The sequence below is a fragment of the Nanobdella aerobiophila genome, from assembly GCF_023169545.1.
GTDB classification, from domain to species: Archaea; Nanobdellota; Nanobdellia; order Nanobdellales; family Nanobdellaceae; genus Nanobdella; species Nanobdella aerobiophila.
In genome coordinates, this window is record NZ_AP019769.1 from 343,139 (window position 1) to 366,366 (window position 23,228).

At 25.1% G+C, this 23,228-nt stretch carries 29 protein-coding genes and 2 tRNA genes; 8 read left to right on the top strand and 23 right to left on the bottom strand.

Annotation, left to right across the window (positions count from 1 at the left end; translation table 11 throughout):
- Positions 1-16 precede the first annotated feature (16 nt).
- Positions 17-595, top strand: coding sequence for a dCTP deaminase/dUTPase family protein (locus tag MJ2HA_RS01975; protein WP_258392881.1), 579 nt, complete (start codon positions 17-19; stop codon positions 593-595).
- Between the two features lie 557 nt (positions 596-1,152).
- On the opposite strand, the gene MJ2HA_RS01980 is transcribed toward MJ2HA_RS01975, so the two are convergent.
- On the bottom strand, positions 1,153-1,998 hold the full coding sequence (locus MJ2HA_RS01980) for an SPFH domain-containing protein (RefSeq protein ID WP_258392882.1): 846 nt from the start codon (positions 1,996-1,998) through the stop codon (positions 1,153-1,155).
- 51 nt (positions 1,999-2,049) lie between these two features.
- Between MJ2HA_RS01980 and MJ2HA_RS01985 the strand changes: the two genes are divergently transcribed.
- The gene (locus MJ2HA_RS01985) at positions 2,050-2,313 is read left to right on the top strand and encodes a DNA-binding protein (protein ID WP_258392883.1); all 264 of its coding nucleotides are present in this window, start codon (positions 2,050-2,052) and stop codon (positions 2,311-2,313) included.
- Here the strand turns inward: MJ2HA_RS01985 and MJ2HA_RS01990 are convergent, their stop codons facing one another.
- From MJ2HA_RS01990 to MJ2HA_RS02015, 6 genes are read right to left on the bottom strand one after another with little or no spacing between them, the layout of a single operon-like run.
- Positions 2,314-3,435, bottom strand: coding sequence for a DNA topoisomerase IV subunit A (locus MJ2HA_RS01990; RefSeq protein ID WP_258392884.1), 1,122 nt, complete (start codon positions 3,433-3,435; stop codon positions 2,314-2,316).
- Positions 3,436-3,459: 24 nt separating this feature from the next.
- Positions 3,460-5,202: a DNA topoisomerase VI subunit B gene (locus MJ2HA_RS01995; RefSeq protein WP_258392885.1), complete on the bottom strand. Its 1,743-nt coding sequence runs from the start codon at positions 5,200-5,202 to the stop codon at positions 3,460-3,462.
- Positions 5,203-5,234: 32 nt separating this feature from the next.
- Positions 5,235-5,759, bottom strand: coding sequence for a KH domain-containing protein (locus MJ2HA_RS02000; protein ID WP_258392886.1), 525 nt, complete (start codon positions 5,757-5,759; stop codon positions 5,235-5,237).
- Positions 5,760-5,783: 24 nt separating this feature from the next.
- On the bottom strand, positions 5,784-6,644 hold the full coding sequence (locus MJ2HA_RS02005; RefSeq protein ID WP_258392887.1) for a thiamine pyrophosphate-dependent enzyme: 861 nt from the start codon (positions 6,642-6,644) through the stop codon (positions 5,784-5,786).
- Between the two features lie 59 nt (positions 6,645-6,703).
- Positions 6,704-8,134 carry a hypothetical protein gene (locus tag MJ2HA_RS02010; protein WP_258392888.1) on the bottom strand — a complete coding sequence of 477 codons (1,431 nt, stop codon included), beginning with the start codon at positions 8,132-8,134 and terminating at the stop codon, positions 6,704-6,706.
- 45 nt (positions 8,135-8,179) lie between these two features.
- Positions 8,180-8,983 (bottom strand): undecaprenyl-diphosphate phosphatase, encoded by an 804-nt coding sequence (locus tag MJ2HA_RS02015; protein ID WP_258392889.1) that lies wholly within the window; start codon positions 8,981-8,983, stop codon positions 8,180-8,182.
- A gap of 51 nt (positions 8,984-9,034) precedes the next feature.
- Between MJ2HA_RS02015 and MJ2HA_RS02020 the strand changes: the two genes are divergently transcribed.
- The 3 genes from MJ2HA_RS02020 to MJ2HA_RS02030 are packed head-to-tail and all read left to right on the top strand — an operon-like array spanning position 9,035 to position 10,657.
- Positions 9,035-9,817 (top strand): hypothetical protein, encoded by a 783-nt coding sequence (locus MJ2HA_RS02020; protein WP_258392890.1) that lies wholly within the window; start codon positions 9,035-9,037, stop codon positions 9,815-9,817.
- Between the two features lie 26 nt (positions 9,818-9,843).
- On the top strand, positions 9,844-10,155 hold the full coding sequence (locus MJ2HA_RS02025) for a transcription factor S (protein WP_258392891.1): 312 nt from the start codon (positions 9,844-9,846) through the stop codon (positions 10,153-10,155).
- Complete coding sequence (locus tag MJ2HA_RS02030; RefSeq protein ID WP_258392892.1) at positions 10,148-10,657, top strand: S24/S26 family peptidase; 510 nt, start codon at positions 10,148-10,150, stop codon at positions 10,655-10,657. Before MJ2HA_RS02025 ends, MJ2HA_RS02030 begins: the two co-directional genes overlap by 8 nt.
- On the opposite strand, the gene MJ2HA_RS02035 is transcribed toward MJ2HA_RS02030, so the two are convergent.
- From MJ2HA_RS02035 to MJ2HA_RS02045, 3 genes are all read right to left on the bottom strand, one after another.
- Positions 10,631-11,722 carry a family 1 glycosylhydrolase gene (locus MJ2HA_RS02035; RefSeq protein ID WP_258392893.1) on the bottom strand — a complete coding sequence of 364 codons (1,092 nt, stop codon included), beginning with the start codon at positions 11,720-11,722 and terminating at the stop codon, positions 10,631-10,633. The two genes, MJ2HA_RS02030 and MJ2HA_RS02035, sit on opposite strands and share 27 nt — an antisense overlap.
- Complete coding sequence (locus MJ2HA_RS02040) at positions 11,715-12,545, bottom strand: arginase family protein (protein ID WP_258392894.1); 831 nt, start codon at positions 12,543-12,545, stop codon at positions 11,715-11,717. The genes MJ2HA_RS02035 and MJ2HA_RS02040 overlap by 8 nt, the downstream gene beginning before the upstream one ends.
- A gap of 39 nt (positions 12,546-12,584) precedes the next feature.
- Positions 12,585-12,657, bottom strand: a tRNA-Asn gene (locus MJ2HA_RS02045).
- A gap of 72 nt (positions 12,658-12,729) precedes the next feature.
- Here MJ2HA_RS02045 and MJ2HA_RS02050 point away from each other — a divergent pair.
- Positions 12,730-13,194 carry a hypothetical protein gene (locus tag MJ2HA_RS02050; RefSeq protein WP_258392895.1) on the top strand — a complete coding sequence of 155 codons (465 nt, stop codon included), beginning with the start codon at positions 12,730-12,732 and terminating at the stop codon, positions 13,192-13,194.
- Here MJ2HA_RS02050 and MJ2HA_RS02055 read toward each other — a convergent pair.
- Entirely contained in the window at positions 13,171-13,881 is a 711-nt protein-coding gene (locus MJ2HA_RS02055; protein WP_258392896.1) for an N-glycosylase/DNA lyase, read from the bottom strand. The genes MJ2HA_RS02050 and MJ2HA_RS02055 overlap by 24 nt on opposite strands.
- Positions 13,882-13,909: 28 nt before the next feature.
- On the opposite strand from MJ2HA_RS02055, the gene MJ2HA_RS02060 reads away from it, so the two are divergent.
- Positions 13,910-14,182 (top strand): hypothetical protein, encoded by a 273-nt coding sequence (locus MJ2HA_RS02060; protein ID WP_258392897.1) that lies wholly within the window; start codon positions 13,910-13,912, stop codon positions 14,180-14,182.
- On the opposite strand, the gene MJ2HA_RS02065 is transcribed toward MJ2HA_RS02060, so the two are convergent.
- Genes MJ2HA_RS02065 through MJ2HA_RS02095 form a run of 7 tightly spaced genes read right to left on the bottom strand, consistent with a single transcriptional unit; the run spans position 14,171 to position 18,250 of the window.
- A complete protein-coding gene (locus MJ2HA_RS02065; RefSeq protein WP_258392898.1) occupies positions 14,171-15,346 on the bottom strand; it encodes an enolase-like domain-containing protein in 1,176 nt (391 codons plus the stop codon). The genes MJ2HA_RS02060 and MJ2HA_RS02065 overlap by 12 nt on opposite strands.
- Positions 15,347-15,375: 29 nt before the next feature.
- A complete protein-coding gene (locus MJ2HA_RS02070; protein ID WP_258392899.1) occupies positions 15,376-15,861 on the bottom strand; it encodes an archaellin/type IV pilin N-terminal domain-containing protein in 486 nt (161 codons plus the stop codon).
- Between the two features lie 33 nt (positions 15,862-15,894).
- Positions 15,895-16,167 (bottom strand): ribonuclease P protein component 1, encoded by a 273-nt coding sequence (locus tag MJ2HA_RS02075; protein WP_258392900.1) that lies wholly within the window; start codon positions 16,165-16,167, stop codon positions 15,895-15,897.
- A complete protein-coding gene (gene yciH / locus MJ2HA_RS02080) occupies positions 16,160-16,474 on the bottom strand; it encodes a stress response translation initiation inhibitor YciH (protein WP_258392901.1) in 315 nt (104 codons plus the stop codon). Before yciH ends, MJ2HA_RS02075 begins: the two co-directional genes overlap by 8 nt.
- Positions 16,471-16,605 carry a hypothetical protein gene (locus tag MJ2HA_RS02085; protein WP_258392902.1) on the bottom strand — a complete coding sequence of 45 codons (135 nt, stop codon included), beginning with the start codon at positions 16,603-16,605 and terminating at the stop codon, positions 16,471-16,473. The genes yciH and MJ2HA_RS02085 overlap by 4 nt, the downstream gene beginning before the upstream one ends.
- A 14-nt stretch (positions 16,606-16,619) precedes the next feature.
- Positions 16,620-17,861 (bottom strand): hypothetical protein, encoded by a 1,242-nt coding sequence (locus MJ2HA_RS02090; protein WP_258392903.1) that lies wholly within the window; start codon positions 17,859-17,861, stop codon positions 16,620-16,622.
- A complete protein-coding gene (locus tag MJ2HA_RS02095; RefSeq protein ID WP_258392904.1) occupies positions 17,858-18,250 on the bottom strand; it encodes a S6e family ribosomal protein in 393 nt (130 codons plus the stop codon). Before MJ2HA_RS02095 ends, MJ2HA_RS02090 begins: the two co-directional genes overlap by 4 nt.
- Before the next feature lie 73 nt (positions 18,251-18,323).
- Between MJ2HA_RS02095 and MJ2HA_RS02100 the strand changes: the two genes are divergently transcribed.
- Positions 18,324-18,797: a hypothetical protein gene (locus tag MJ2HA_RS02100; RefSeq protein WP_258392905.1), complete on the top strand. Its 474-nt coding sequence runs from the start codon at positions 18,324-18,326 to the stop codon at positions 18,795-18,797.
- Here the strand turns inward: MJ2HA_RS02100 and infB are convergent.
- The 5 genes from infB to MJ2HA_RS02125 all read right to left on the bottom strand — a co-directional run bounded on the left by infB (position 18,792) and on the right by MJ2HA_RS02125 (position 23,223).
- Positions 18,792-20,567 (bottom strand): translation initiation factor IF-2, encoded by a 1,776-nt coding sequence (infB, locus tag MJ2HA_RS02105; protein WP_258392906.1) that lies wholly within the window; start codon positions 20,565-20,567, stop codon positions 18,792-18,794. The genes MJ2HA_RS02100 and infB overlap by 6 nt on opposite strands.
- A 32-nt stretch (positions 20,568-20,599) precedes the next feature.
- Positions 20,600-21,346 (bottom strand): ABC transporter permease, encoded by a 747-nt coding sequence (locus tag MJ2HA_RS02110; protein WP_258392907.1) that lies wholly within the window; start codon positions 21,344-21,346, stop codon positions 20,600-20,602.
- Positions 21,343-22,260: an ATP-binding cassette domain-containing protein gene (locus MJ2HA_RS02115; protein ID WP_258392908.1), complete on the bottom strand. Its 918-nt coding sequence runs from the start codon at positions 22,258-22,260 to the stop codon at positions 21,343-21,345. Before MJ2HA_RS02115 ends, MJ2HA_RS02110 begins: the two co-directional genes overlap by 4 nt.
- A 72-nt stretch (positions 22,261-22,332) precedes the next feature.
- A tRNA-Lys gene (locus MJ2HA_RS02120) sits at positions 22,333-22,406 on the bottom strand.
- A gap of 37 nt (positions 22,407-22,443) precedes the next feature.
- Complete coding sequence (locus tag MJ2HA_RS02125; RefSeq protein WP_258392909.1) at positions 22,444-23,223, bottom strand: nucleotidyltransferase family protein; 780 nt, start codon at positions 23,221-23,223, stop codon at positions 22,444-22,446.
- Positions 23,224-23,228: the final 5 nt, after the last annotated feature.

The following is a 23,228-nucleotide window of genomic DNA, read 5'->3' on the forward strand; positions in this document are numbered from 1 at the left end:
AATTTTTATTATATTAATGGTTGTTTTAAATGGAGAATCAATAAAAGATTATATAAAGGATTATGTTAAAATAAACCAAGCTGGTATAGATGTAAAACCAACCAAAATTTATAGAATACCAATCAAAAAGATTAAATACGCCTTAATAGATGATAATAATAGATCTTTTTTCTTTGATCTAGATATTGGATCATATGAAGATCTATTTACAATAAACATAGATGAAAAAAGGAGAAATGAGTTATTAAAAAATTCTATCAAAAAAATACCTGAAGCATTTACCGAAATAAAACCTAAAAAAGATTATTGGGAAATAAATAAAGGTTATTATTACGCTGTGTTTCCTGAAATAAAGATACCAAATGACTGCGTAGCCTTAGCACTACCTAGGAGTACCTTTAATAGGTTCGGAATATTAAAATATGAAAGTGCACTATTTGATCCCGGTTATATAGGAGAGTTCAGTCAAACTTATTTCTTCCCAATTAAAGCAAAGATAAGTATAAAAGACGCATGGATACAAGTTATATTTATTAAATTGGATAAAGAAACAAAAGAAGGATATAGAGGATATTGGTATAATGAAAAATATTGAAATATTAAATAATATACTTTTAGGAAATATATTTATTATATATTCTTTTTTAATAAGGATCGTAGGATATATAATTAGTATAAATAATATATTAATTAATTATATAATATTTTTATTATCTATTATACTATTTATTATAGGATTAAATATATTATATAATAATAAAATAAAAAAATTAACTTTAATTTTTCTCATATATATGATATCTTATACAATAATAGATTACAAATTCTATATATCTACCTCAAATTACTTTATCAACCCATATATAAATATGTTTATGTATTTATTATATAAGATCTTCTATATTATTTTACTATATTATATTTATTTATTCTATAAAAGAATAGATAAATCTCTTAGAATAGGTCTATTTAATAATATATTTCTATATATAGCTATTATAAGTAATACAATTAATATATTAAACTTTTATTATATTTATTATCCTTTATTTTATATATTTAATAATTCTGTATATATCAGTTTTATATTTTATGTTTATTCTATAATTTTACTATTAATCATAAACAAAAAAATAAATAACACAATAAAATCTATTTCTTCTGTATCTTATTAAATAAATCAAATATATCGGGTGGTACTACAATTATTTTTTCATTGTTTGAATTCCTTAATATATCTAGAAATCTTAATGCAATGCCATATTTTGCATCTTCTAAAATTTTTGCAGCCTGCATAAAATCTTTTGATGCTTGCAATTCACCCTGTGCTTGTATTACCTTTGCTTGTGCCTCACCTTGTGCCCTTAATATCTCTGCATCTCTCTGTCTTTCTGCAATTGCTTTTTGGGTTAATGCAGATAGTATTTCCGATGGAATTTCTATATCTTGTATCTTTATATTATCTATTATTATACCCCAATCTTTTGTTTCTTCCTGTATTATAGATCTTAATTCTGTAGATATCTCTTCTCTCTTCTGTAATATATCATTTAAATTATATTTTCCGAATATATCTCTCATATTAGTTTGAGCGTAATTTAATATAGATCTTTGTATATCTCTTATATTCATAATTACTTTTCCTGGATCTATAATCCTATAAAATATTGTACTTTTTACAGAAACATTTATATTATCGGCAGTCAATAATATTTGTTCTGGTAAATCATAATTTATTAACCTTATATCTACTTTAAAGATTCTCTGAAAACCTGGTAATACATATATTAGTCCTCCTTTTAATACGCCTGAATAGTAACCTAATGTAAATAAAACTGCTCTTTCATAATTATATACTATTCTTATTCCCAATAAAGTGTATAATATTATTATTGAAGCTATTATAATTCCAAAAATACCAAAAAATTTAGCTATTAATACAGATATTATTATAAAAATAAAAAAGATCAGCCATTGCTTTCCATTGCTATATTCCATAAAGATCTTTTAGTAGATTATATTAATAAAGTTATTATATAAAGTTATTATATGGAGTCAAAAAATAAAGAATCTGAAGAAGATAAAATAGAATTGTTATATGAATCTATAAAACCATATTTAACAAAGGAAGCTATAAGTAGATTATCTAATATAAAAGTAGTATATCCGGATAAATTTTCTCAAGTTGTACTGATCATATATCAAAACTTACAAACTGGCAGAATAAATAAGATAGATGAAAATCTATTACTAAAAATATTAGATCAACTAAGATCTAAAAGAGATACAAAAATTAAGTTTATCCATAAATAACTAATTTAGCATCTTTTCTGGCTTAGATATTTTTTCTGGTAAATAGGTATCTGCTACGAATTCTAAAGAATTTGCCGCTAGCGCATCTTGTTCTACTTTTATTTTTAAACTTAGCATTTTTTTAAATTGTCTTTGCCAGTCCTTTGATTTTTTAAACCATGGATAATTTTGTAATTCATTCAATCTCTTTATATCCCATTCTTCTAACCCTACAACTGCCCCTTTCTTTAATAAATTATAATTTTCTACATCATCCATAGTCATACCAATGTACTTTGCATCAGGGGTTGCTAGTAATTCTGAAAACTGAGAAAGATTCATAGATCCTCTTTTTATTACAGAATATATATAATAACCTGCAGGATCTCCATCTGTAAATACATATACGGGCATATTCTTTTCATATCTTAATCTATGAACCAACCTTCTTATACCCCTTGGCGGTTGACCCTTTCCAGTTATTAAAATTGCTTTATTCTTTTCTGGAAATCTTTCTTCAATCAACCTATCAAACATTGCTTCTTTCTCTACTACTAGAACATAATCTGCATTTATATCTCCAATCTCTACATCTTCTATTGTTGATGGCACACTCCACCCACCGCGTCCTAATTTTGCACAATTCCATTCATCATTTCTTTTTCTATCTTTTAATATAATATCACCATATATTGCACCCCTCCCTTCAGCTTTTATATGGAATTGTTCTCTAATAGCTTTTATAGCCCTTTCTAGATCTTCAATAACTGCATCTGATTCTTCTTGTTTTTCAAATGTATTTAAATTTAACATCGGTATTGTATGTTTTAACTGGTAATATACCTCTCTAAGGCTTGCAGTTTTATCTCTCTCTACTAATTTTTTTGCTAATCCTGCAACTAATAAGGTCTGAGTAAATCTCCGAACATGACCAAGATTAAAAAATTCTCTTGTGCCTACCTTTTCTTTTAGTTTTATTATATCATACTTTTCATCATATTCTATATTTTTAATATTACCCCTTAATGCAAAGGATATTATAGGATTTCCATCATTAAATCCTTTTAGTATATTATCACCTAATTCTTTTATTCTATTTATAACTTCTTTAGGAGAAATATTCTCGATAAATTTACCGGTCATAATATTATATTATAATAAATGTTTTTAAGCCTCAATATTAATTTTCTTTTCTTTTACTTCCCTTATAGCATTTTTTATAATCTCTAATAACTCATCTTCAGTTATTAAATTTATCTTAATTGTATCAATAAGCATTTTTTCTATTAACCTCATAGCTTGATCTTCTTTATTCTCTTTCAATAGTATACCTACCTCTCTAACTGATTTAATTATCTCATATATATCTTTTATCAATTCTTTTTTAATCCTATCTTTTATTAAATACTCGACCTTTTTTTCATCTACATTCAATATTTCATTTAAACTCCTTGATATTTCTATACCATATCCATATAGATCTTTATATTTATCACCTATATTTTCTAATGTTTTCTTCTTTTTTACATATATAGATAGTTCTCTTAAAGCATTTTTTACAGCAAGATTTATTTCTTTAACTATCTCATCATATGGCTCTATCGCTTCTTTCGATTCTGATGTAAATGGTAACCAAACAGAAGCTACATGCACAACAATCGACACTGGATCCTTGGGAAATTCAGATCCATCCATATTAAAACCATAATGCTTCCAACTAATATCCTTTAATGCAATTGTAATCGCATCTTCTCCCGCTTTGTATAATAAAGGAACTCGATTTGCAAATCTATAATATTGAAATTCAGTTAATCCACCCCCATAAGCTACACCAACTTCTACGATAAATGGTATACCTCTATATAATCCAGGTTTCCTAGATATAGCAGACATATACTCTGGTTTAAACATATTTTCCATACTTTTTAATATTAGATCTCTTCCAATAATAGTAATATACTTTGAAGGCATTGCTCTCAGCTTTGCTTCTTGTAATACTTTATATAATCTAGAAATTTCATCATCTGTTAGTTTTTTTGGATCCATTTCTATATCTAAATTTGCTTTTCTAATTATTTTTTCTGCAGTTTCTCTACTTATTGAAGAAAAACTTTTCGATAAAAAATCAATCAATGTCTTCTTCTTAGTTTCTTTACATAATCTATCAAAGTATCCTATTTCAATACCATGTGGATGTGGTTTAGCTTCTTTTAATTCTGGTATATAATTTGTTATCCTCTTAAATGAATATTCTTCACCTTCTGGAGTCCTATATTTTATATTTGCATGAGGATTTACCAGCGCAGTTAATTTTACATACTCGTCTACAGATTGCCTTCCTTTATTATATTGACCAATTAGAGTAGCCTTTATCATAGTTCCATGCTCCTTTTTTATATCTACTTCAGATTTATCTATAACTATAGGCGTATTTGTTTTTATATCTATTTTTATTTTGTATTTTATAGCTTTTTCTTTACCAGCTATTTTTGTTATAACTTCTACAGGCTCTCTAGTAGTTAATTGAGAGTATAAAGTAACAGCAGATGCACCAATACCCTGCTTACCTCTGGTAGCCAAAAATCTATGAAATTTAGAACCAAATAAAAAACTACCATATATCTCCGGAACCTTATTGTATGGTATACCAGGACCATTATCTTCAACTAATACAGTATAAACATCCTCATTTATATTTTCTATTTTTATATTAATATCTGGCAGTATTTTGTATTCTTCGCAAGCATCTAGAGCATTATCTACATATTCTTTTACAGATATTAGTAGTGCCCTTCTAGGATTATCAAAACCAAGGAGGTGACGATTTCTCTCAAAAAATTCAGCAATAGATACTCTCTTAAAATTTTTAAATAATTCTATTTCTTCTGATAATACTTTATTTTCCTTCATATTTAAATATTGTAATATATATTTTAAAATATTTATTGTTTCGTATACTTATATATTTCAATTTCCTTATTTTTTAGATTTTTCACATATTTATTTAAAAATTCATATACATGATCATGTTTTTGTCCATTTACCAATCTTTTTATAGCTTCATAAGCCGCCTGTATTGATATACTATCACCTAATAAATATATATATCTATCATCTATTATAATATTTGATGCAGTTTTATTCATAATCTCTCTAATTGCTTTACCATCTTCACCAATTATTCTTCCTTCTATTCTAATGATGTGATTTTCCTTTTTCTCAAATACTTGTTTTAGATCAATATATAAAATGTCCCAATTATTATATAATATATTTGATGACAATTCAATATTAAAACCTGCTTCTATTGACTTAATAAATTTATCAAATCTATATCCAAAATAAAAATCTTCTAAGAATACTTTCATTTTATTTTTATCAATATGATATTTTATACCTTTATTTTCTAGAAATTCTTTCAATTTATTCTTATTAATATTACCAAGTTCAAATTCATATATATACATAAAGAAATTATGTCTGAAAAATTTTTATATTATAACTTCTTTTAGTACATCTAGCCTTAAGTTTCTCTCTATCTTATATGCAGGTTTTGATCCCAAGCCATCCTCTAAGGTAACCCTCTCAGTCTTATAAAATATTCCAACAGGTATTCTAGAATTGTCTCTAAAGATATAATCATATTCTAGTGCCTTTGATATAGCTTCATTAAAATTATTTGACATATACCCTGTATCTTCCAGTTTATACATATGAGCTTCATAATATTTTCTTGTATCGTGCTGTACTACACATGGTTGTAATATATCTACATATGCAAAACCCTTGTGTAATATTGCTTCTTTTAATATATACTTTAGATGATCCATCCATAATGAGTATCCTCTAGCCACAAAAGTTGCACCAGATACGAGTGCCAATAGTATTGGATTTATTGGCTTTTCAAAAACAGGCCTTCCCAGTGATTTTGAATAAAAACCTTCTTCAGTGACAAAATTATGTTGTGCCGTAGTCAAAGCAAAAACCTGGTTGTTATGAACAAATAATTTTACATCCGGATTCTCTTTACAAGCCATTATAAAATGCTCTATACCTTCATTATATGTATCCCCATCTCCTTGAAAAGCTAGTACTTTTAATTCTGGATTTGATAATTTTATACCAACAGCTACTGCTAATGCTCTTCCATGTAGTGCGCTAAAAGAACTCAACTTAATATAATTATGTATTTTTCCTGCACAACCAATCCCTGAAGCAAATACAACTTTATTTTTTTCAATTTTATTTTCTGATATTAATTCATTTATTGCAGTCATAAAAGTCGTATATATACCAAAATTTGTGCATCCAGGACACCAAGTTATTGAATATCCTGTTCTAAGATCTTCCATTAAAAAATATATTATATCAATATAAAAAAGATTTATTATAGATAACCAGGTAGTAAAAATTATTTAGTTATCCTAATTATTAAACCATTCGAATACTTAATCTTATTCCAGAATAGATAATTATATGTTATACTTGTTCTTGGCAATTCTATTGATTTTATATCAGATACATCGGCTAGTTGTAAAGTATATGATAATAATATTTCTTCATTCCTCTTAATATTATCAAATTTCCAATTTACAATATATGTATTTTCTGTCTTATATATTGTAGAAGGCTCTGCTATTTTATACTCTTTTATTTTAAATGGTTTATTTATATGCTCGGAAATTTTTACATTTGATATAGAAAATAATCCCTTATTTTTTATATTTATTGTAATATCAACCAAGTTCTTTTCCATATCAATCTTTGAAACCTCCTTCTTTATCTCTATATTTTCATTAAATAATATATAAGATATTAATAATAGCAAGATCAATATTCCTAATAATATAACAACAATTAGATAATAGTTTATGCTTTCTACTATTATATATTCTTGACCTGGTAATATAAACAAATTATAAATGCCATAGGTTACCCTACCAACAGTTTCATAATACTGTGGACTTGGACTATATGAAGAAAAAGATCCAAAGACATTTCTTACATAAAAGGTATAATTTAATGGATAATTATACGGATTATAAATTATATATTTTATATATCCAAATGCGCTAGTAACATTAGTTTTTGGTGCAACTAACATCGTTGTAACATTAAATGCAAGGTCATATATATTATTATCAGCATTTACATATATATAATAATTTCCTGGTGTTATATTAGATATATATATTGGTATCTGATAAACATTTTCTCCTGGCGATATATCTTCATATAAAACATTTGTATAGCCAAAATCCGAAGATATATTTATTAGTAAATTTTCAGCAAATTTGTTTGGATTTTCTATTATACCTAATAGATATAGATATTGGTTCTGATATACATTTGTATTAGATAATTGAAAGGCAATATTTAAAGGTAAAGTTATATTTTTAGTAATATTTTCTGTCATATTATTTATATTATTGTTAACATAGTATAATGTTGGAGTAAAAGCTATAATATCACTATAATGATTAGTAGTCATATTTTCATTTTGTAAATATACAACAATTTCTGGTATTTGATTTATAATGCCGTATGGTCTCATATATATAGTTATGTTCTGATATTGATCGGGACTTAAAGTCCCATAATATATTGTATTATTCTGATTAAACAAGATTTCCCATTCAGAAGATAGGGAATACAAAGAATAAGTATATGTATAATTTGTTGGATTATATATATTTATATAATATATTCCATAACTGCCCGGATTTGATATATTTATTTGATTTTGAATTGATATCGGATAGCCCACAATTGGTTGAGATTTTATAAAAAGACCTGTTATTATAATAGAAAATATGATATATAACATTTTTCTCCATTCCATTAATAATATTTATATGACAAAAATATAAAAATATATGGTCTCAGACTAGTAATATAAAAAAATAAATACTGAAGAGATTATCGCTACTAAACCTAAGATAAAATCAATCATATATATACTCTCTTTTTTTGCTATTTTTAGTAATATACTTATAACAAATATTCCAGTAATAAAAGCCACGATTATAGCAGTTAATAGTCCATAGATATCTATACTAGATATAACAGAATTAATAGAGTGCATAGAAGATATTAATGTTAAAGAAAATGCGCCAAGAGCTGCGGGAATATATAGAATATATGAGTATTTAAATGCATCCTCAGATTTATAGCCTAATAATAACATTGTAGATACAGTCATCCCAGATCTACTGACACCAGGTAATGCAGCCAAACCCTGCGCAAGTCCTATAATTATCATATCCCTTAAGCTAATATTTTTTGCTTCCATAAATTTAATGTTTCTTCTAGTATAAAATATATAAATTCCATCAGCTATTAATATAAGCCCCAATATAAACATAGGTATCCCAATATTATAATAACCACCTAATAAGTGTTTTGATATGAAGTATAATGGTACCCCAACCAATCCTGTAAGAACTGTAGCTACAATAACAAACTTTAGTAATATTTTATCTTTAAATATTTGAATTATATCTTTTCTAAAATATAATAAAGCAGAAAAAATAGACCCAATTTCCATGAATAAACCAAATGTATAAGCTACTGAAGGAGATAATTTTAACAATAATGATGAAGCAAGCAATACCTGGGTCTTACTACTTATAGGAAGCCATTCACTAATCCCCTGAATAATTCCGATTATAATGGGAGAAATATCGACCATCTTAAGATATTAAAAAATTGATTTAAAAGTTTTTCTTATTCTTTATTTAATATGAAAAAATATATTATATCAACGTCTCTTTATTCTGTATCATTATTATCATTATACTTCCTATATAATTATTTGAGTACTTTCTTATTTAATATATTAAATTATAATTTTTTTAATTATAGTAATTTAATATTTTACGGGCTATTATTAATATTTCTATTATTATTTAGTTTTGGGACTTATTTCTCAAGAGATATAAAAAATAAGAAATTTTTCTTAATATATGGCATAATAATTATATCTATAAGCTCTCTATTTTATAGAAATTTAATAAATATATATACTGCCATAAGCTTATATTTCATACTCTTATATTTTGACAAAGAATATAATCCGATAACAAATTTATTATATATATTTGTAATATTTTTATTTACATTCGAGTCTCAAACATTTACATATCCTATAAAGTTTTTAATAAATAGAGGAGTAAATAATTTATATTATTCAAATTTAAATAATACAGAACAATTTTTTATAAATGGATTTTATAATTCTTATTTGGAAGGATACCAAAGTGCAGAATATATTTTAAACCAAAATAAAGATTATAATGGATTAAAGTTATTATTATTATATCAGGATAATGCTAGTAATGATTATTATAATTATATATTAACTACTGTTAATAATGAAACATCAGGATTAAATAATACTATTAACTCTTCAATAAATCAACTTATATATACTTTTGATCCAGAAATAGCAATCGTCTCCGCCTTATTTATTTTTGAAGCATTTTATATATTTTTATCAATCCAGAGAAAAATAAAAGATTTATAAACTTTACTCAATAAAATATAATCCTTATGAAATTTTGTCCAAAATGCGGTACCTTGATGAAACAAGAAGACAAATATTTCATATGTCCAAAATGCAAACACAAAGAGAAAAAAGGAGGAGAAAAAACAGTATTTACAGAAAAGATAAATAAATCCTCCGAGATCACTGTATTGGAACACGACTATAAATTATTACCTATAGATAATGAGATAGTTTGCCCAGAATGTAATAAATCTGGAGCATACTTCTGGTCTATACAAACTAGGGCAGGTGACGAAGGAGAAACAAAATTCTACAAATGCATAAATTGTGGATATACATGGAGAGTCTATGATTAAAAAATTAAAGAAATATATAGAATATATTTTTTTTGGAGATGACCTGAAAAGTGATATCTTATTCATAATTTTAATATTAATTATATATAGTATAGTAAATCTTATTTACCCACCATTATTTTCAGTAATTGTTTCACCAAGTATGGAACATACATATTTTAATATTAAAAAATACAGTACTTATAATATAACAATAAATAATTTTACAGAATTTCCATATCCAAATGGATTATATATAGGCGATATAGTTATTATACTACCAATAAATACACAATATCTCCAGATAGGTGATATGATTTTGTATAAGGGTATAAGTATATATTCTGGAGAAGATATATTCCATAGAATTATAGGTTACAATAATACAAACTTTATAATTATGGGCGATAATAATCCAGGTCCAATAGTATTCGAAAATGAAAATGATATGCCCCCTAATAGGATAGTTGGTACAGGTATATTACGAATACCATTTTTAGGATATATTAAAATTCTTATTTAAAATATATTTTAACTCATAATAAGAATCTTTTTTTGATAAATTTCTATTTAATATTCCAAAATGAGCATTATATCCATTGTACCACTCATAGTTATCCATTAAAGACCAAATAAAATATCCTTTTATATTATACTTTTCCCTATTTTTTAAGAAAAAATACATATATTTCTTAAGGTATCTCGTTCTTAAATATTCATCATCTGTATTAATCCCATTTTCAGTGATAAATATTGGTTTTTTCATATCACCCAGAATATCAGATACTAGCTTTAGACTAAAAGATGGTTTTGATTCTATAATATTTTTCATATTATTAAAGGATCCATAATAATTTATTCCATAAAAATCAATGTGTCTAGGGAATATTAATGATATACTATTTTTTATGATATCATAAAAAGAAATAAAAAAAGGAGTTTTTATATTAGTTATATTCTCTATATAAATTAAATTAACATCATTTTCTTTTGATATCTTATATATTTCTTCATTTGCTCTATGGATATTCGACAATACCTTTACAACTAAATGTATATCATCTAAATCTTTATATTTTTTAAAAGGAGGCCATAAGCCAGCTATATAAGAAGAAAATATATAAACTAAAGGTTCATTGAATGATATAAAATACTTTACATCCATTTTAGATAAGTTTGATATTATAAGATCTGCAAATTCTATAAAATAGCTTATATTTTCTCTATTTTCCCATGCATTTATATTATAAAACCACATAGGATTTACATAATGCCATAATGTTATAAATGGCTCTATATTATTATTCTTTAGTTCTTTTATAAAGTTCACATATCTTTTTAAATTCGAATAATTTACCTTACCCATTTCAGGGTATATCCTAGCCCAATCAATAGAAAATCTAAATGAGTTAACATATAGATCTTTTAATATTGGTATTAAATTTTCATATTTTATCCATAATTCATTAGCATTATCAATTTCTGGCAATTTCCCTTTCTTTATAAAATAATACCAATCTTGATTGTCATAATACCCTTCAGTCTGAAATGAAGATATAGAAAATCCTATATAGAATCTTCTATCCATTTTTTAATAATAATTTAGTTCCATTATAAATTATTTCCTTATTATACCCACCTTCAAGAATATATAAGATCTTATCAAAACTCCTCAAATAACTAAATATATAATTATATACATCAAAATCTATATTTATTGAAGAATACTTATCATCTTTATGGGCATCAAATCCTAAAGAGGTGATTATAATATCCGGATCTATAGAATTAATTAGACTAATAACATGGTTTTCAAAGAGCTTTATATAAATATTATTATCTATCCCTGGATCCAATAAAAAATTATATACATTATTATAATTATATTTAATATTACAGCTAATCTTAGAAAATAATGATATATAATAAATATTTTTCTTATTTTTTATAATATCTATAGTACCAACTCCGTTGTGTATATCTAGATCTAATATCAATATTTTTTTATACTTTTTTCTATAATATAATGCAGCAATTGCAGAGAAATTATATATCGAAAATTCCTTATTAATATTATAATATCCTGCACCATGACCTGGAACAACCGTAGGTATAAAGATATGATCATTTATATAGAAGCTATCCAATAATGCCTGTATAGAGTATAATGAGGATTCATATTTATATCTGGATATATAATTATTACTTGATATCTTCACCTTAATATTATTATACTTTATGTAAGTATATAGTCTTCTAATATATCTAATGTAACTCCAAGAATGTGCCAGACTTATGTATTTATATATGTCTGGCTCCAATTTATGGATATTAATATCTTTCCTCCTTAATAATTTTCTTAAATAAATTAACCTATTACTTAATATATTCTTATTATACAATATTATCATTAAATAAATAAATTTTATAATTTTAAAAAAATACCAGCGCGCCGCCAGTGGGACTTGAACCCACGACCTGCCGGTTAACAGCCGGCTGCTCTACCGACTGAGCTATGGCGGCATAAATATTAAATATAATCTTTTATATTTATAAAAAAATTTTTATATTTTCAAGGATTTATATTATATTAATATGGAAATATTGATTATAGGAAATAAAATTGATATAGAGGATGGCAATGTAAACATAAAAAAAGAGAAAAATAGATTATCGGTAGAATATAATAAGATTATTGAATCATACCAATATAATGATCTAAAAATTAATTGGAGTGTTAAAATAAACTTTATTTACAACAAAATAAAATATATAGAATCTACAAGAGATATATATGTGTATGATTATACTCAGATAAATGACAAAGATAAAATATATAATTTTAATAGATTAGTATATCTAGGATATAGTTTAAAAGAATACAGAGAAATAGAAATTAAGAAAAATGGTATATATCTATTATCTCCATCTGAAAAAGTATCTTTAGGTAATGGTAGGATAGAAACCGATTTCGGATCCAAGTTAATAGAGGAGGATAAAGTATCTAAAGATTTATTATTGTTATCAGATGGATTACTAATATTTAATAATACTATCTAAATAATCCTTTAAATCTTCTATTTTTTCTTTAAAACTTTTATTATTTATGTTGTTTATTTCTTTTCTATCAATGCCCATTGTTATCCATATTACTGAGTCTATATGAAGTAATGGTATATTAACTTCTTTTGATAATGATATCCAAAATTTCTTATCCTTAGATATTTTTGATATTCTATTATCTACAGGTATATATATCTCATATGGGTAAATTATTTTATACCCAATTATTCGTAAACCATAACCAAATATTTTCGTAGAAAATACAATGGTTTTATCTTCGTAATTTTGACCCATTACAGAAGCAATTTCATTATTAAATCCTAATAAATTATCTTTGTAAATTAATAAATCCTTATCCTTAATCCAATTATATATTTTATCTAATCTTTTTACCTTTGTCTCTTTTAATCTAGAATTATATTTATATATAAAATCTATAAAATCATTATATATATCATAATAATTTATAGAAAAATAATCTGAAAACTTCTTCCAAAATAGTTCTCCCTTATAAATCAGTTGAAATGCTAATAAAGAGTTAATTACTATGATTTTCAAAAAAATATCTCTATTATTTATTTTATTGTATAAATTTCTTAAATATATATATTGCTTATCATAATTTTCTTCATAATATAATACTTCATCTATGCTGAATCTTTTTAATAACTCAATAAGATTCATATAAAATTTTTTAATAAAAATATTTTTAATGGATATAAATATAGAAGAATTATTATACTATTTAAATAGAGAGTATGATAAATTAAATAAAATATTTTCCGATATAAGATTTTTTAACAGAAACATTGAAGATTATGTAAGGTCATATTATAATGATTTTTTATACTTTTATGATAGAAAAGAATATATAAAAGCTTTTGAATTAGAAAATTATATATGGGGAATTATAGATATATTATTAAATCTAAAATTAATTGAAGTAAAAGAAGAATATAAAAAATGGTTTAAATTATTTATTTAAGCTCTGATATATCCTTATTAATCTATTTAACTTTGCTATTCTCTCTCCATTTACTATTCCAAACTTCACATATGGTACTTCAAACCCGACTGCAATATCCGCTATAATATTACTATCCGTTTCTCCAGATCTATGAGAGAGTATAGGTATTAGATTATTTTCTTTACATAATTTAACAGTTTCAAATGCTTTTACCACTGAACCAATTTGGTTTGGCTTTATAATAACTCCTTTTATGGATTTATATACTAATGCTTTTTTTATCCTTTCAGTATTTGTAACAGTTAGGTCATCTCCGACAATCAATGATTTTGTATTATTATTAATTTCTGCAAAGCCATCAAAATCTTCCTCATCTATTGGATCTTCTACATAAAATAAATCATACAATTCTATTAAGGATTTTACATACTTTATCTGTTCTTCCCTAGAAAATATTTTATCTTTATATTGATATGAATTATTTTTATATAATTGACTTGCAGCTAAATCAATTCCAATATTAATTCCAATATTATAATCCTCTTTTATTTCTCCAAATACCATCTTAATAACATTAAATACAGTATTATCATCCAAAAATGTCGTCCAAGCCCCCTCATCATCCTTTCCATATAAAAACCTATCATCCAATAATTCTAATCTTTTCCCCAATAATTTATGTATATAAGAAGCAACAAAGATTGCTAAGGGTAAATTATTTGTATCTGGAGATATTAAAAATTCTTGAATATTTGTACTCCTTCCTTTTGCATGCGCTCCACCTCCTATAACATTAGCTAATATCTTAATATTCATCTTTGGATTCTTATTAAAAAATTCATATATATTTCTCCCCTCATAATTTGACCATGCTCTTAATATTGCAAATTCTGTAGCTATTAATGTATTTGCCCCATATCTTTTTATTCCTCCTATTGATTCGAATTCTGATTCAAAGGCCTCCAAATCTTTATATGATTGTATATCAAAAGTTTTAAGAAAATCTACTAATTCATTATTAAATAATTCTACAGCTTTTTGAGGATCTATATATGGAGCTTCATATTTTCCTTTACTAGCACCTTCCGGTGCTGCTTCAGAACTTTTATTTATTTCTACTTCTATTGTAGGATCACCTCTCGAGTTTAATACTACCCTCGCCCTTGCGGATTTTATCTCCATATAATATATAATACTAATTTACTTATATTTCATTGTAGTGTATATGAACTAGACATTTCATTTCCATAATATAATAAAGATACTTGACCACCTGCAAGATCTCCAGACAACGAAGAATTCACATAAATCACAAATATTGTATTTGATGATATGGAACTACCTAAATATGAAATAGATGTATTTGAAGGATTAACAATATTAGATACATAACAAGTTAAAGCAGAACCTGCTGCGGAATTTTGTACAACTGGACATTTATATATATTTCCTGTAGCAGTTTGTACTTCTACTTCTATATCATTTGCTAATATAGCATTCGAACCTATATTTTCAGCTGTAATATTTATTGCTCCTCCTCCTTCCTGAGCAACAAGTATTTCAGATTGTGCACCTAAATTTGATATTTGACCTCTTACATACCCTTTTGCCCAGCCAACTATGACTGCACCCAAGGCAACAGTTAATGCGATTAATATTATAGTTGCTATCAGTGGTGATACTGCTTTTATTTTCATATGATATAAAAATACTTATTAATATAAAAGTTTTTACACGGTCTTTCTTATATTCAACTTTAGTCTATCCCAAGGTTTATAATTTATTATCTTACCTTCTAAAAAAATTTGATAGTTATTATAATAAAAAATAAATGAAGATATATCTTTTGGGATAATCTTTATACCACTTTCAGTTTCTATATAGAATACATTTTTAGTTTCATCTATTATTTTACCATATAATCCTTTTAAAGATTTGATTTTACTATCATAAACTTCTATATACATGCCTATAAATTCTCTATTAATAAAATCTTTATTCAATTTCCGTAGATACCTCTATATTATCTTCCTTGTATCCAAGATCTATTAATAATTTTTTTATTTTTTCTCTATGATCTCCTTGTAATTCTATTATATTATCTTTATATGTTCCTCCACAACCCAATTTCTGCTTTAAATTCTTTAATGTATCCTTTGCAATTAATGGATCTATACCCTCCAAAATAGTCACTAGTTTTCCATAACTTCTCTTCTCGGCCCTTATAATCACCTTTTGAAACTCTTTCTCTAGTTCCTTTGTTGTATTATCTAAATCTGTTGGTAAACCAGAAAATAGTTTCTTTTTCATTTCATAGAGGCTATTTCTTTTGCCATTTTCTTTCTAAGCTCCCTTATTACTTTTACATTTTTACTTAGATTATTCTTTCTAGCCATACTCCTATTCTTTATCAACTCTAATACATCTTCAACCTTTTCCATTATTAATAATCTTTTTAGTCTAAAATATTTAAATCTTTGTATTCTATACTTTCAGGTCTCCAATATGGATTTATACTATCGACATCTTTTATACCTCTTTTATGCCATAATATTCCAGTCCATGCAATCATTGCACCATTATCATTTCCAAAATCCAACGGAACAGAACCAAAGTTTATATTCCTCTCAATACACATATTTTTTAATATTTCCTGTAATCTCCGATTCACGGCAACCCCCCCTGCCAAACCAAATTCCCTTTTATTCAATAATGATAATCCTCTTTCAGATATTTCAGCTAGCATAGAAAAAACATATTCCTGTATAGAATATGATAAATCCTCTATTTTATACTTTTTTATATTATTTTTTATATATGTATATAACCCACCAAATTGTACATCCATACCTTTAACAATATATGGCAGATCTATCAAGTTACTACCTTTTTTCGCATATTCTTCTATTCTTGGGCCCGCTGGGAAACCGATATTTATTAATCTACCAACTTTATCTAAAAAATTACCAATACCAATATCTAAAGTTTCTCCTATTATTCTATACCTATCTCCAGAAAAGGATATCAACATTGTGTTTGCACCAGAAACCAATAGTATTAATGGGTCATTAAAATTATTATATAATTTAACAATTTCCATATGCGCTATCAGATGATTTACACCTATTTTATCTATCCCAAATCTTTTAGAAAATAAGTTAGCAGAAAAATACCCTTGTAGTAGAGTAGGATATAAACCAGGACCAGCAGAATAGGATATTAGATTTATACTCCTATCAAATTCATTCAAATTATTTATATAATTATTAAGGAATAGTTCTATATCTTTATCATTTGATTCTATTCTATTATCTGATATTTTTATGTATATATTATTATTTAATAATAGATATCTATACCGATTCCAAGGTTCTTCATGGAATCTCTCAGATACATAATCAAAACTACTATTATTTATTATTTTTGTATCTTCAATCTTCCTCTTTATCTCATTTAAAGCATCTACTATAATATACTTATCTTCTATTTTTTTGATAATAAAACCCGCATTCCATACTGATTTCTTAAATATATTTATAATTTCTTTAGAATGTAATTCAGCTGCTTCAGTAGGGTGAATACCACCTTTTTCTGGTTTAAAAATTATTCTCTCATTAGAATATATCCTACCATTTTGATCTACAATACCAATAGAATACGTATGAGCAGTAGATTCAATACCAAGGGATATTATCATTTATTCTCCGTATTATTATTTTTTAATTCCTGAAAAATCTCTTCAAAATTCTTATTACCATATTCCTTTATTACAGTATTTATTTGGACTATTTCAGGTGATATTGTATTTCCTCTAACCAATTTTTTTACTCTTATCTTATTATAATTTTTCCAAACATATTTTTTATTCATACCAGATACATAGTCAACCATAGGAGCACCTTCATATCCAGAACCGCCTTTAATTTCTAATTTATATCCATCTAAATCAATAATTTCACCATCTATTATATCTCCAATTTTCTTGCCAACTAATGATTCTTCTTTAACCTCTTTTTGTATACTCTTTCCACTTTTAGGATCAGATACTATTAATTTAAATATCATTTCTTTTCTCTTAGTTGCCATTCTTATTCTTTCTATAAAAATATTTTTAACTCTTTACTAAAACTTTTATTTATTTAAATAAATTAAAAAATATATGAATGAACTATTACATATAGAACAAGATAAGGACTTCCCGGACAAATTTTATGGAATAATAACCAGCATAAAAGACAATAATAATATAAATTTTTTAGATTATGAAAATAATATATATTCATATATTAATAATAAGATGAGGTTTCCATTCTATTTTGGAATAATACCACAGACATATATAGAGGATGGCCCATTATCATTTATATTCTTCTCAGAGAATCAATATTCGATACTTACCAAAATAAAATTAGAACCTTCATTTTTTATAAAAGTTCCGACAGGCGAGGCTGTACTAAATATAGTATTTTCTGAGGTAAATTCAAAAATAATAATAAATAAAGATAATATAAAAAATATTTTAGAAGAATTCTTTAATGAAGAAATTTCTATAATAAATAATGCAAAAAATATATTAATAAATGCTAATAATGAATATCATAGGAAGTATGTAAAGATTATTAAAAAATTATAGACCCCAGGATGGATTTTCTTTTCTGAATATATTTGCAATTTCTTTCAGTATATTCTTTTGGTCCTCGTCCAATATCTCTCTATAATTTTTAAAAGTTCTATAGTCTTTTTCAGTTATATAAGTATATAAAATATCCTTCTCAAATAGATTTCGTCCTACTATAGCATCTTCTATCGATATAGCAACCTTATCTTTTTTATACGCATAATCTAAATTTCTTTTTTCTTTCTGTATTGCTAATATCTTTCCAACAATCCTCCCACTCTGATTCATTAAATATACCTCTTTTACTATCTTTCCTTCTAATACCTCTACACCCACAATAGCAGGATTAGACCTCCTAAATACATTATTCTCTATAACATATATCTTGCCTATTACTGGTAATGATCCCAATATTTTTTCTTTATTAGATTTTATATCTTTTATATAATTATCTATTTTCTCTGCCAGATCATAAATTATGTCTGATATTATTATTTTTACATTATTATTCTTTACAATATCTTCGGCATTTTTTGATATTCTAACATTAAATCCTACAATTACTGCATATTCTATATTTTTTTCCTTCATAGATAATGCTATATCAATATCATTTTTTTCTATATCGCCTATATCCGCTTTTTTTATTGGAATATTCCTTTCTTTTAATAATCTTGTTAATACTTCTAAAGATCCCAGTGTATCTGATTTTACAACAATGCCCTCCTTATCTGTATTGAATATTATATCACTAATATCAGCTTTTAATCTATTTTCTATATCTTTTAATTCTTCATCTTTATTAAATACATATATAGTAGATCCTGGTAATGCATCTTCTAGATTATCTGCAACAATTCTTATACCCGCTGCTGCATATACCTCATTTATTTCATTAAATTTATTTTTAGCAAATCTTATATCAGTTAAATTTTGAGGCTTTAATAATGATTTTATTTTTGCATATTTAACACCATTTCTAGTTAAAAAAGCTATTTTATCACCTTTCTTTATTCTACCATCATATAAAATAATATCTATAACATCCCCAATACCTTTTTCTTCTTTTCTTTCTAATATTACACCTATACCACTCCCCTCTACATTTATCTTTAATTTTTCTTCTAAAAATCTTTGAGATAATCCAGAAATTAATAATAATAAATCTGGTATACCCTCGCCAGTTCTAGCAGATAAGGGTATTATAGCTACCTGTTTCCTAAAATCTTTTATTCTATCATATCTATCTGAATCAAATCCGAATTCATATAGTTTAACAACAATATTATATACATATTCGTCCAATTTAGCTTGAACTTTCTGATCTTGTTGTTTTATAGTTTCTATGAATGGTTTTTCATTATTTGGTTTCCATCCATCTATTCTATCTATTTTATTTAATGCTATTAAAAATGGTATTTTCAAATTCTTACATATTTCTATCGCTTCATAAGTTTGCTTCTGAAAACCTTCCAATATATCTACAACGATTATAGCGAAATCAGATACAGAACCTCCTCTCTTTCTTAGATTACTAAATGCTTCATGACCAGGTGTATCAATAAATAATAAAGAAGGTATTTTTAATTCGAATTTATATATATTTAATAATGTTTTTGATATATTTTTTATTACTTCTATTGAAACTTCTGTAGCACCTATATGTTGAGTCATTTCACCTGCTTCTTTATTTATTATCGATGTATTTCTTATCCGATCTAATAGAGATGTTTTTCCAGCATCAACATGACCTAGAACTACAATAATAGGAGACCTTATTGCCATAAATATTAATTATCATAAAATTAATTTAAAAATTAAGAATATTTTTTATTTAATTCATAAACACCTATAGCTGATAAAATAACTTCAAAAATTATTAATACAATTATATCAATATAAATCGGTATATATGATAAATTAATTAATAAATATCTTAATATATCTATACCATATGTAACAGGATCAATTAATGTAATATAATATAATATTTTTGGAACTTCATTTAATGGATAAAATGCACCAGATAAAAACATCAATGGAAATATTAAAAAAGAAGAAATAGCACCAAAAGATTCGAAAGTATCTAATAATAATCCTACTAATAATCCTATTGATGATATAGTTAAAGATAATAAAAATACAATAGGTACAACTAATAAAAAAGAAATTATTGATAGTTTTATACCTATTAAAAATGAAAATACTAATATTATAATGCCTTCTATTGCTCCATTTGTTGCACCTCCAAATGCTTTTCCCAAAAATATTGATAATCTAGAGGCAGGAGAAACTTGAAATAATTTAAATACACCAAATTCTTTATCCCATATTAAAGATATTCCTGATGTAAGACCTATAGTCATTACTGATATACCTACAATTCCTGGAAAAAGAAAATATATATAATTTAAACTATTTATTTTTATAAAATTGAATCCATATCCTAATATAAATAATAATAATAGGGGTTGAAATAGAGAAGAAATAAATCTTTTCTTATCTCTTATAAATTTTGTTATATCTCTTCTCCAGATCCAATATATTTGATCTAGATTTATCATCTTAATTCCCTACCTGTATAATATAAAAATACTTCTGCCAAAGTTGCTTTTCTAATATTAATGGAATCTATATTTATATTATTATTCTTTATATAATTAAATAATTCTATTAAAAATTTTTCAGAATCTTTTACAGTAATTATATATTTATTATCTGATCTCCTTATTTCTTTAATATATTCTGAATTTATATCTATATTATTTTTTGTCTCTAAGATTACAATATCACCTTCTAATTTCTTTTTTAAATTATCTGGTTCTCCAATAACTTTTATTTCACCTTTATCCATAATTGCAATTCTATCACATAATTCTTCTGCTTCTTCCATATAATGTGTGGTAATAAAAATAGTAATATTATAATCTTTTACTAATCTTTTAATATAATCCCATAATAAATATCTTATATCAGGATCTAAACCTGTGGTAGGTTCATCTAGAAATAATATTTTTGGATTAGATAATAAGGCTCTTGCAATTTCAACTTTTCTCTTCATACCTCCTGATAGATATCTTACAATTTTATCTTTATAACTATCTAATTCCAAAAATTTTAAAACTTCATTTATTCTTTCTTCTCTTTTATTTTTAGGCATATTATATAAGGAAGCTCCAAGATATAAATTTTCTTTAACAGTCAATCTGTTATCAGAAGATGAATCCTGAAAAACAATACCTATTGATTTCCTAACCTCTTTTTGATCTTTTATAATATCATAATTATTTATAATTGCAGTACCAGAAGTTGGTTTTACTAATGTAGATAATATAGATATTAATGTAGTTTTTCCGGCTCCATTTGGACCTAATAATCCAAATATTTCTCCTTTTTTAACATTAAAAGATATATTATTTAAAGCATAAAAATTATTATATTTTTTAACAATATTATTAACTTCTATAGCATAATCCATATTAAAATATTATTATATTATTTTAAAAAAGTAAAATTTCAAAGATTAAATAATTTGTAAAAATTTAGAACCCGGGCCCGGGGGGTTTCGAACCCCCGACCTTCGGGTTAAAAGCCCGACGCTCTACCATGCTGAGCTACGGACCCACAACTAATAATTATTATTTATATAGTACATAAACTTTTAAGGATGTATCCAAAAGTTATATAGACCTAAAGAACGTACTTTATTAATTGCCTCTGAATATGATTCTAATGTACCTATATCAAACCAAAAACCCTCATTATAAGTATATGTTAATAGTTCTTCTTTCTTAAATTTTAAAATCCACTCAAATAGTTTACCTATCGAATCTTTATCCTTATTATTATTTATGTATTCATATAATAAACCCAATTTTTCTTTTGGTATATAATATATTCCAATGGATATTATGGTAGATATTGGATTCTCTGGTTTTTCATAAAATTCAACTATTTTATTGTTTTCGACCTTTAAAACTCCAAATCTCTTAGCATCTTCATTATTTTTTATATCATAAGATCCTAAGATGATCTTATCATAACCGACATCTAATAATCTTTTAATATCAAAATTAAATAAATTGTCACCAAGTACAACCAATAAATCTGAATTGATTTTTTGTTTATCTATTGTATAATGTAGACCTCCTATCGCGCCCAACTTATTTTCCTGAGAATTCGAAGGTTCTATAGATAGATCTATATTTACATCACCATAAAATGCTTTTAATGTTTTTAACCAATATTTAAAATGATTTTGAAATTTTTCATTTATAGAAATAATTATAGAATTTGGATTTAATTCTAATATTTTGTTTAGAGTATAATTTAATATTGGTACTCCCTCTAATGGAAATAAAGGCTTTGGAATATAATCTGACAACGGTCTTAGTCTCTTTGCATAACCACCAGCTAAGATAATACAATCTAGATTGTCCATACAGA

Excerpts from the sequence above, each read along its gene's own strand:
- MJ2HA_RS01975 (WP_258392881.1), top strand. The coding sequence starts at position 17 with ATGGTTGTTTTAAATGGAGAATCAATAAAAGATTATATAAAGGATTAT.
- MJ2HA_RS01980 (WP_258392882.1), bottom strand. The coding sequence starts at position 1,998 with ATGGAATATAGCAATGGAAAGCAATGGCTGATCTTTTTTATTTTTATA.
- MJ2HA_RS01985 (WP_258392883.1), top strand. The coding sequence starts at position 2,050 with ATGGAGTCAAAAAATAAAGAATCTGAAGAAGATAAAATAGAATTGTTA.
- MJ2HA_RS01990 (WP_258392884.1), bottom strand. The coding sequence starts at position 3,435 with ATGACCGGTAAATTTATCGAGAATATTTCTCCTAAAGAAGTTATAAAT.
- MJ2HA_RS01995 (WP_258392885.1), bottom strand. The coding sequence starts at position 5,202 with ATGAAGGAAAATAAAGTATTATCAGAAGAAATAGAATTATTTAAAAAT.
- MJ2HA_RS02000 (WP_258392886.1), bottom strand. The coding sequence starts at position 5,759 with ATGTATATATATGAATTTGAACTTGGTAATATTAATAAGAATAAATTG.
- MJ2HA_RS02005 (WP_258392887.1), bottom strand. The coding sequence starts at position 6,644 with ATGGAAGATCTTAGAACAGGATATTCAATAACTTGGTGTCCTGGATGC.
- MJ2HA_RS02010 (WP_258392888.1), bottom strand. The coding sequence starts at position 8,134 with ATGGAATGGAGAAAAATGTTATATATCATATTTTCTATTATAATAACA.
- MJ2HA_RS02015 (WP_258392889.1), bottom strand. The coding sequence starts at position 8,983 with ATGGTCGATATTTCTCCCATTATAATCGGAATTATTCAGGGGATTAGT.
- MJ2HA_RS02020 (WP_258392890.1), top strand. The coding sequence starts at position 9,035 with ATGAAAAAATATATTATATCAACGTCTCTTTATTCTGTATCATTATTA.
- MJ2HA_RS02025 (WP_258392891.1), top strand. The coding sequence starts at position 9,844 with ATGAAATTTTGTCCAAAATGCGGTACCTTGATGAAACAAGAAGACAAA.
- MJ2HA_RS02030 (WP_258392892.1), top strand. The coding sequence starts at position 10,148 with ATGATTAAAAAATTAAAGAAATATATAGAATATATTTTTTTTGGAGAT.
- MJ2HA_RS02035 (WP_258392893.1), bottom strand. The coding sequence starts at position 11,722 with ATGGATAGAAGATTCTATATAGGATTTTCTATATCTTCATTTCAGACT.
- MJ2HA_RS02040 (WP_258392894.1), bottom strand. The coding sequence starts at position 12,545 with ATGATAATATTGTATAATAAGAATATATTAAGTAATAGGTTAATTTAT.
- MJ2HA_RS02050 (WP_258392895.1), top strand. The coding sequence starts at position 12,730 with ATGGAAATATTGATTATAGGAAATAAAATTGATATAGAGGATGGCAAT.
- MJ2HA_RS02055 (WP_258392896.1), bottom strand. The coding sequence starts at position 13,881 with ATGAATCTTATTGAGTTATTAAAAAGATTCAGCATAGATGAAGTATTA.
- MJ2HA_RS02060 (WP_258392897.1), top strand. The coding sequence starts at position 13,910 with ATGGATATAAATATAGAAGAATTATTATACTATTTAAATAGAGAGTAT.
- MJ2HA_RS02065 (WP_258392898.1), bottom strand. The coding sequence starts at position 15,346 with ATGGAGATAAAATCCGCAAGGGCGAGGGTAGTATTAAACTCGAGAGGT.
- MJ2HA_RS02070 (WP_258392899.1), bottom strand. The coding sequence starts at position 15,861 with ATGAAAATAAAAGCAGTATCACCACTGATAGCAACTATAATATTAATC.
- yciH (WP_258392901.1), bottom strand. The coding sequence starts at position 16,474 with ATGAAAAAGAAACTATTTTCTGGTTTACCAACAGATTTAGATAATACA.
- MJ2HA_RS02085 (WP_258392902.1), bottom strand. The coding sequence starts at position 16,605 with ATGGAAAAGGTTGAAGATGTATTAGAGTTGATAAAGAATAGGAGTATG.
- MJ2HA_RS02090 (WP_258392903.1), bottom strand. The coding sequence starts at position 17,861 with ATGATAATATCCCTTGGTATTGAATCTACTGCTCATACGTATTCTATT.
- MJ2HA_RS02095 (WP_258392904.1), bottom strand. The coding sequence starts at position 18,250 with ATGGCAACTAAGAGAAAAGAAATGATATTTAAATTAATAGTATCTGAT.
- MJ2HA_RS02100 (WP_258392905.1), top strand. The coding sequence starts at position 18,324 with ATGAATGAACTATTACATATAGAACAAGATAAGGACTTCCCGGACAAA.
- infB (WP_258392906.1), bottom strand. The coding sequence starts at position 20,567 with ATGGCAATAAGGTCTCCTATTATTGTAGTTCTAGGTCATGTTGATGCT.
- MJ2HA_RS02110 (WP_258392907.1), bottom strand. The coding sequence starts at position 21,346 with ATGATAAATCTAGATCAAATATATTGGATCTGGAGAAGAGATATAACA.
- MJ2HA_RS02115 (WP_258392908.1), bottom strand. The coding sequence starts at position 22,260 with ATGGATTATGCTATAGAAGTTAATAATATTGTTAAAAAATATAATAAT.
- MJ2HA_RS02125 (WP_258392909.1), bottom strand. The coding sequence starts at position 23,223 with ATGGACAATCTAGATTGTATTATCTTAGCTGGTGGTTATGCAAAGAGA.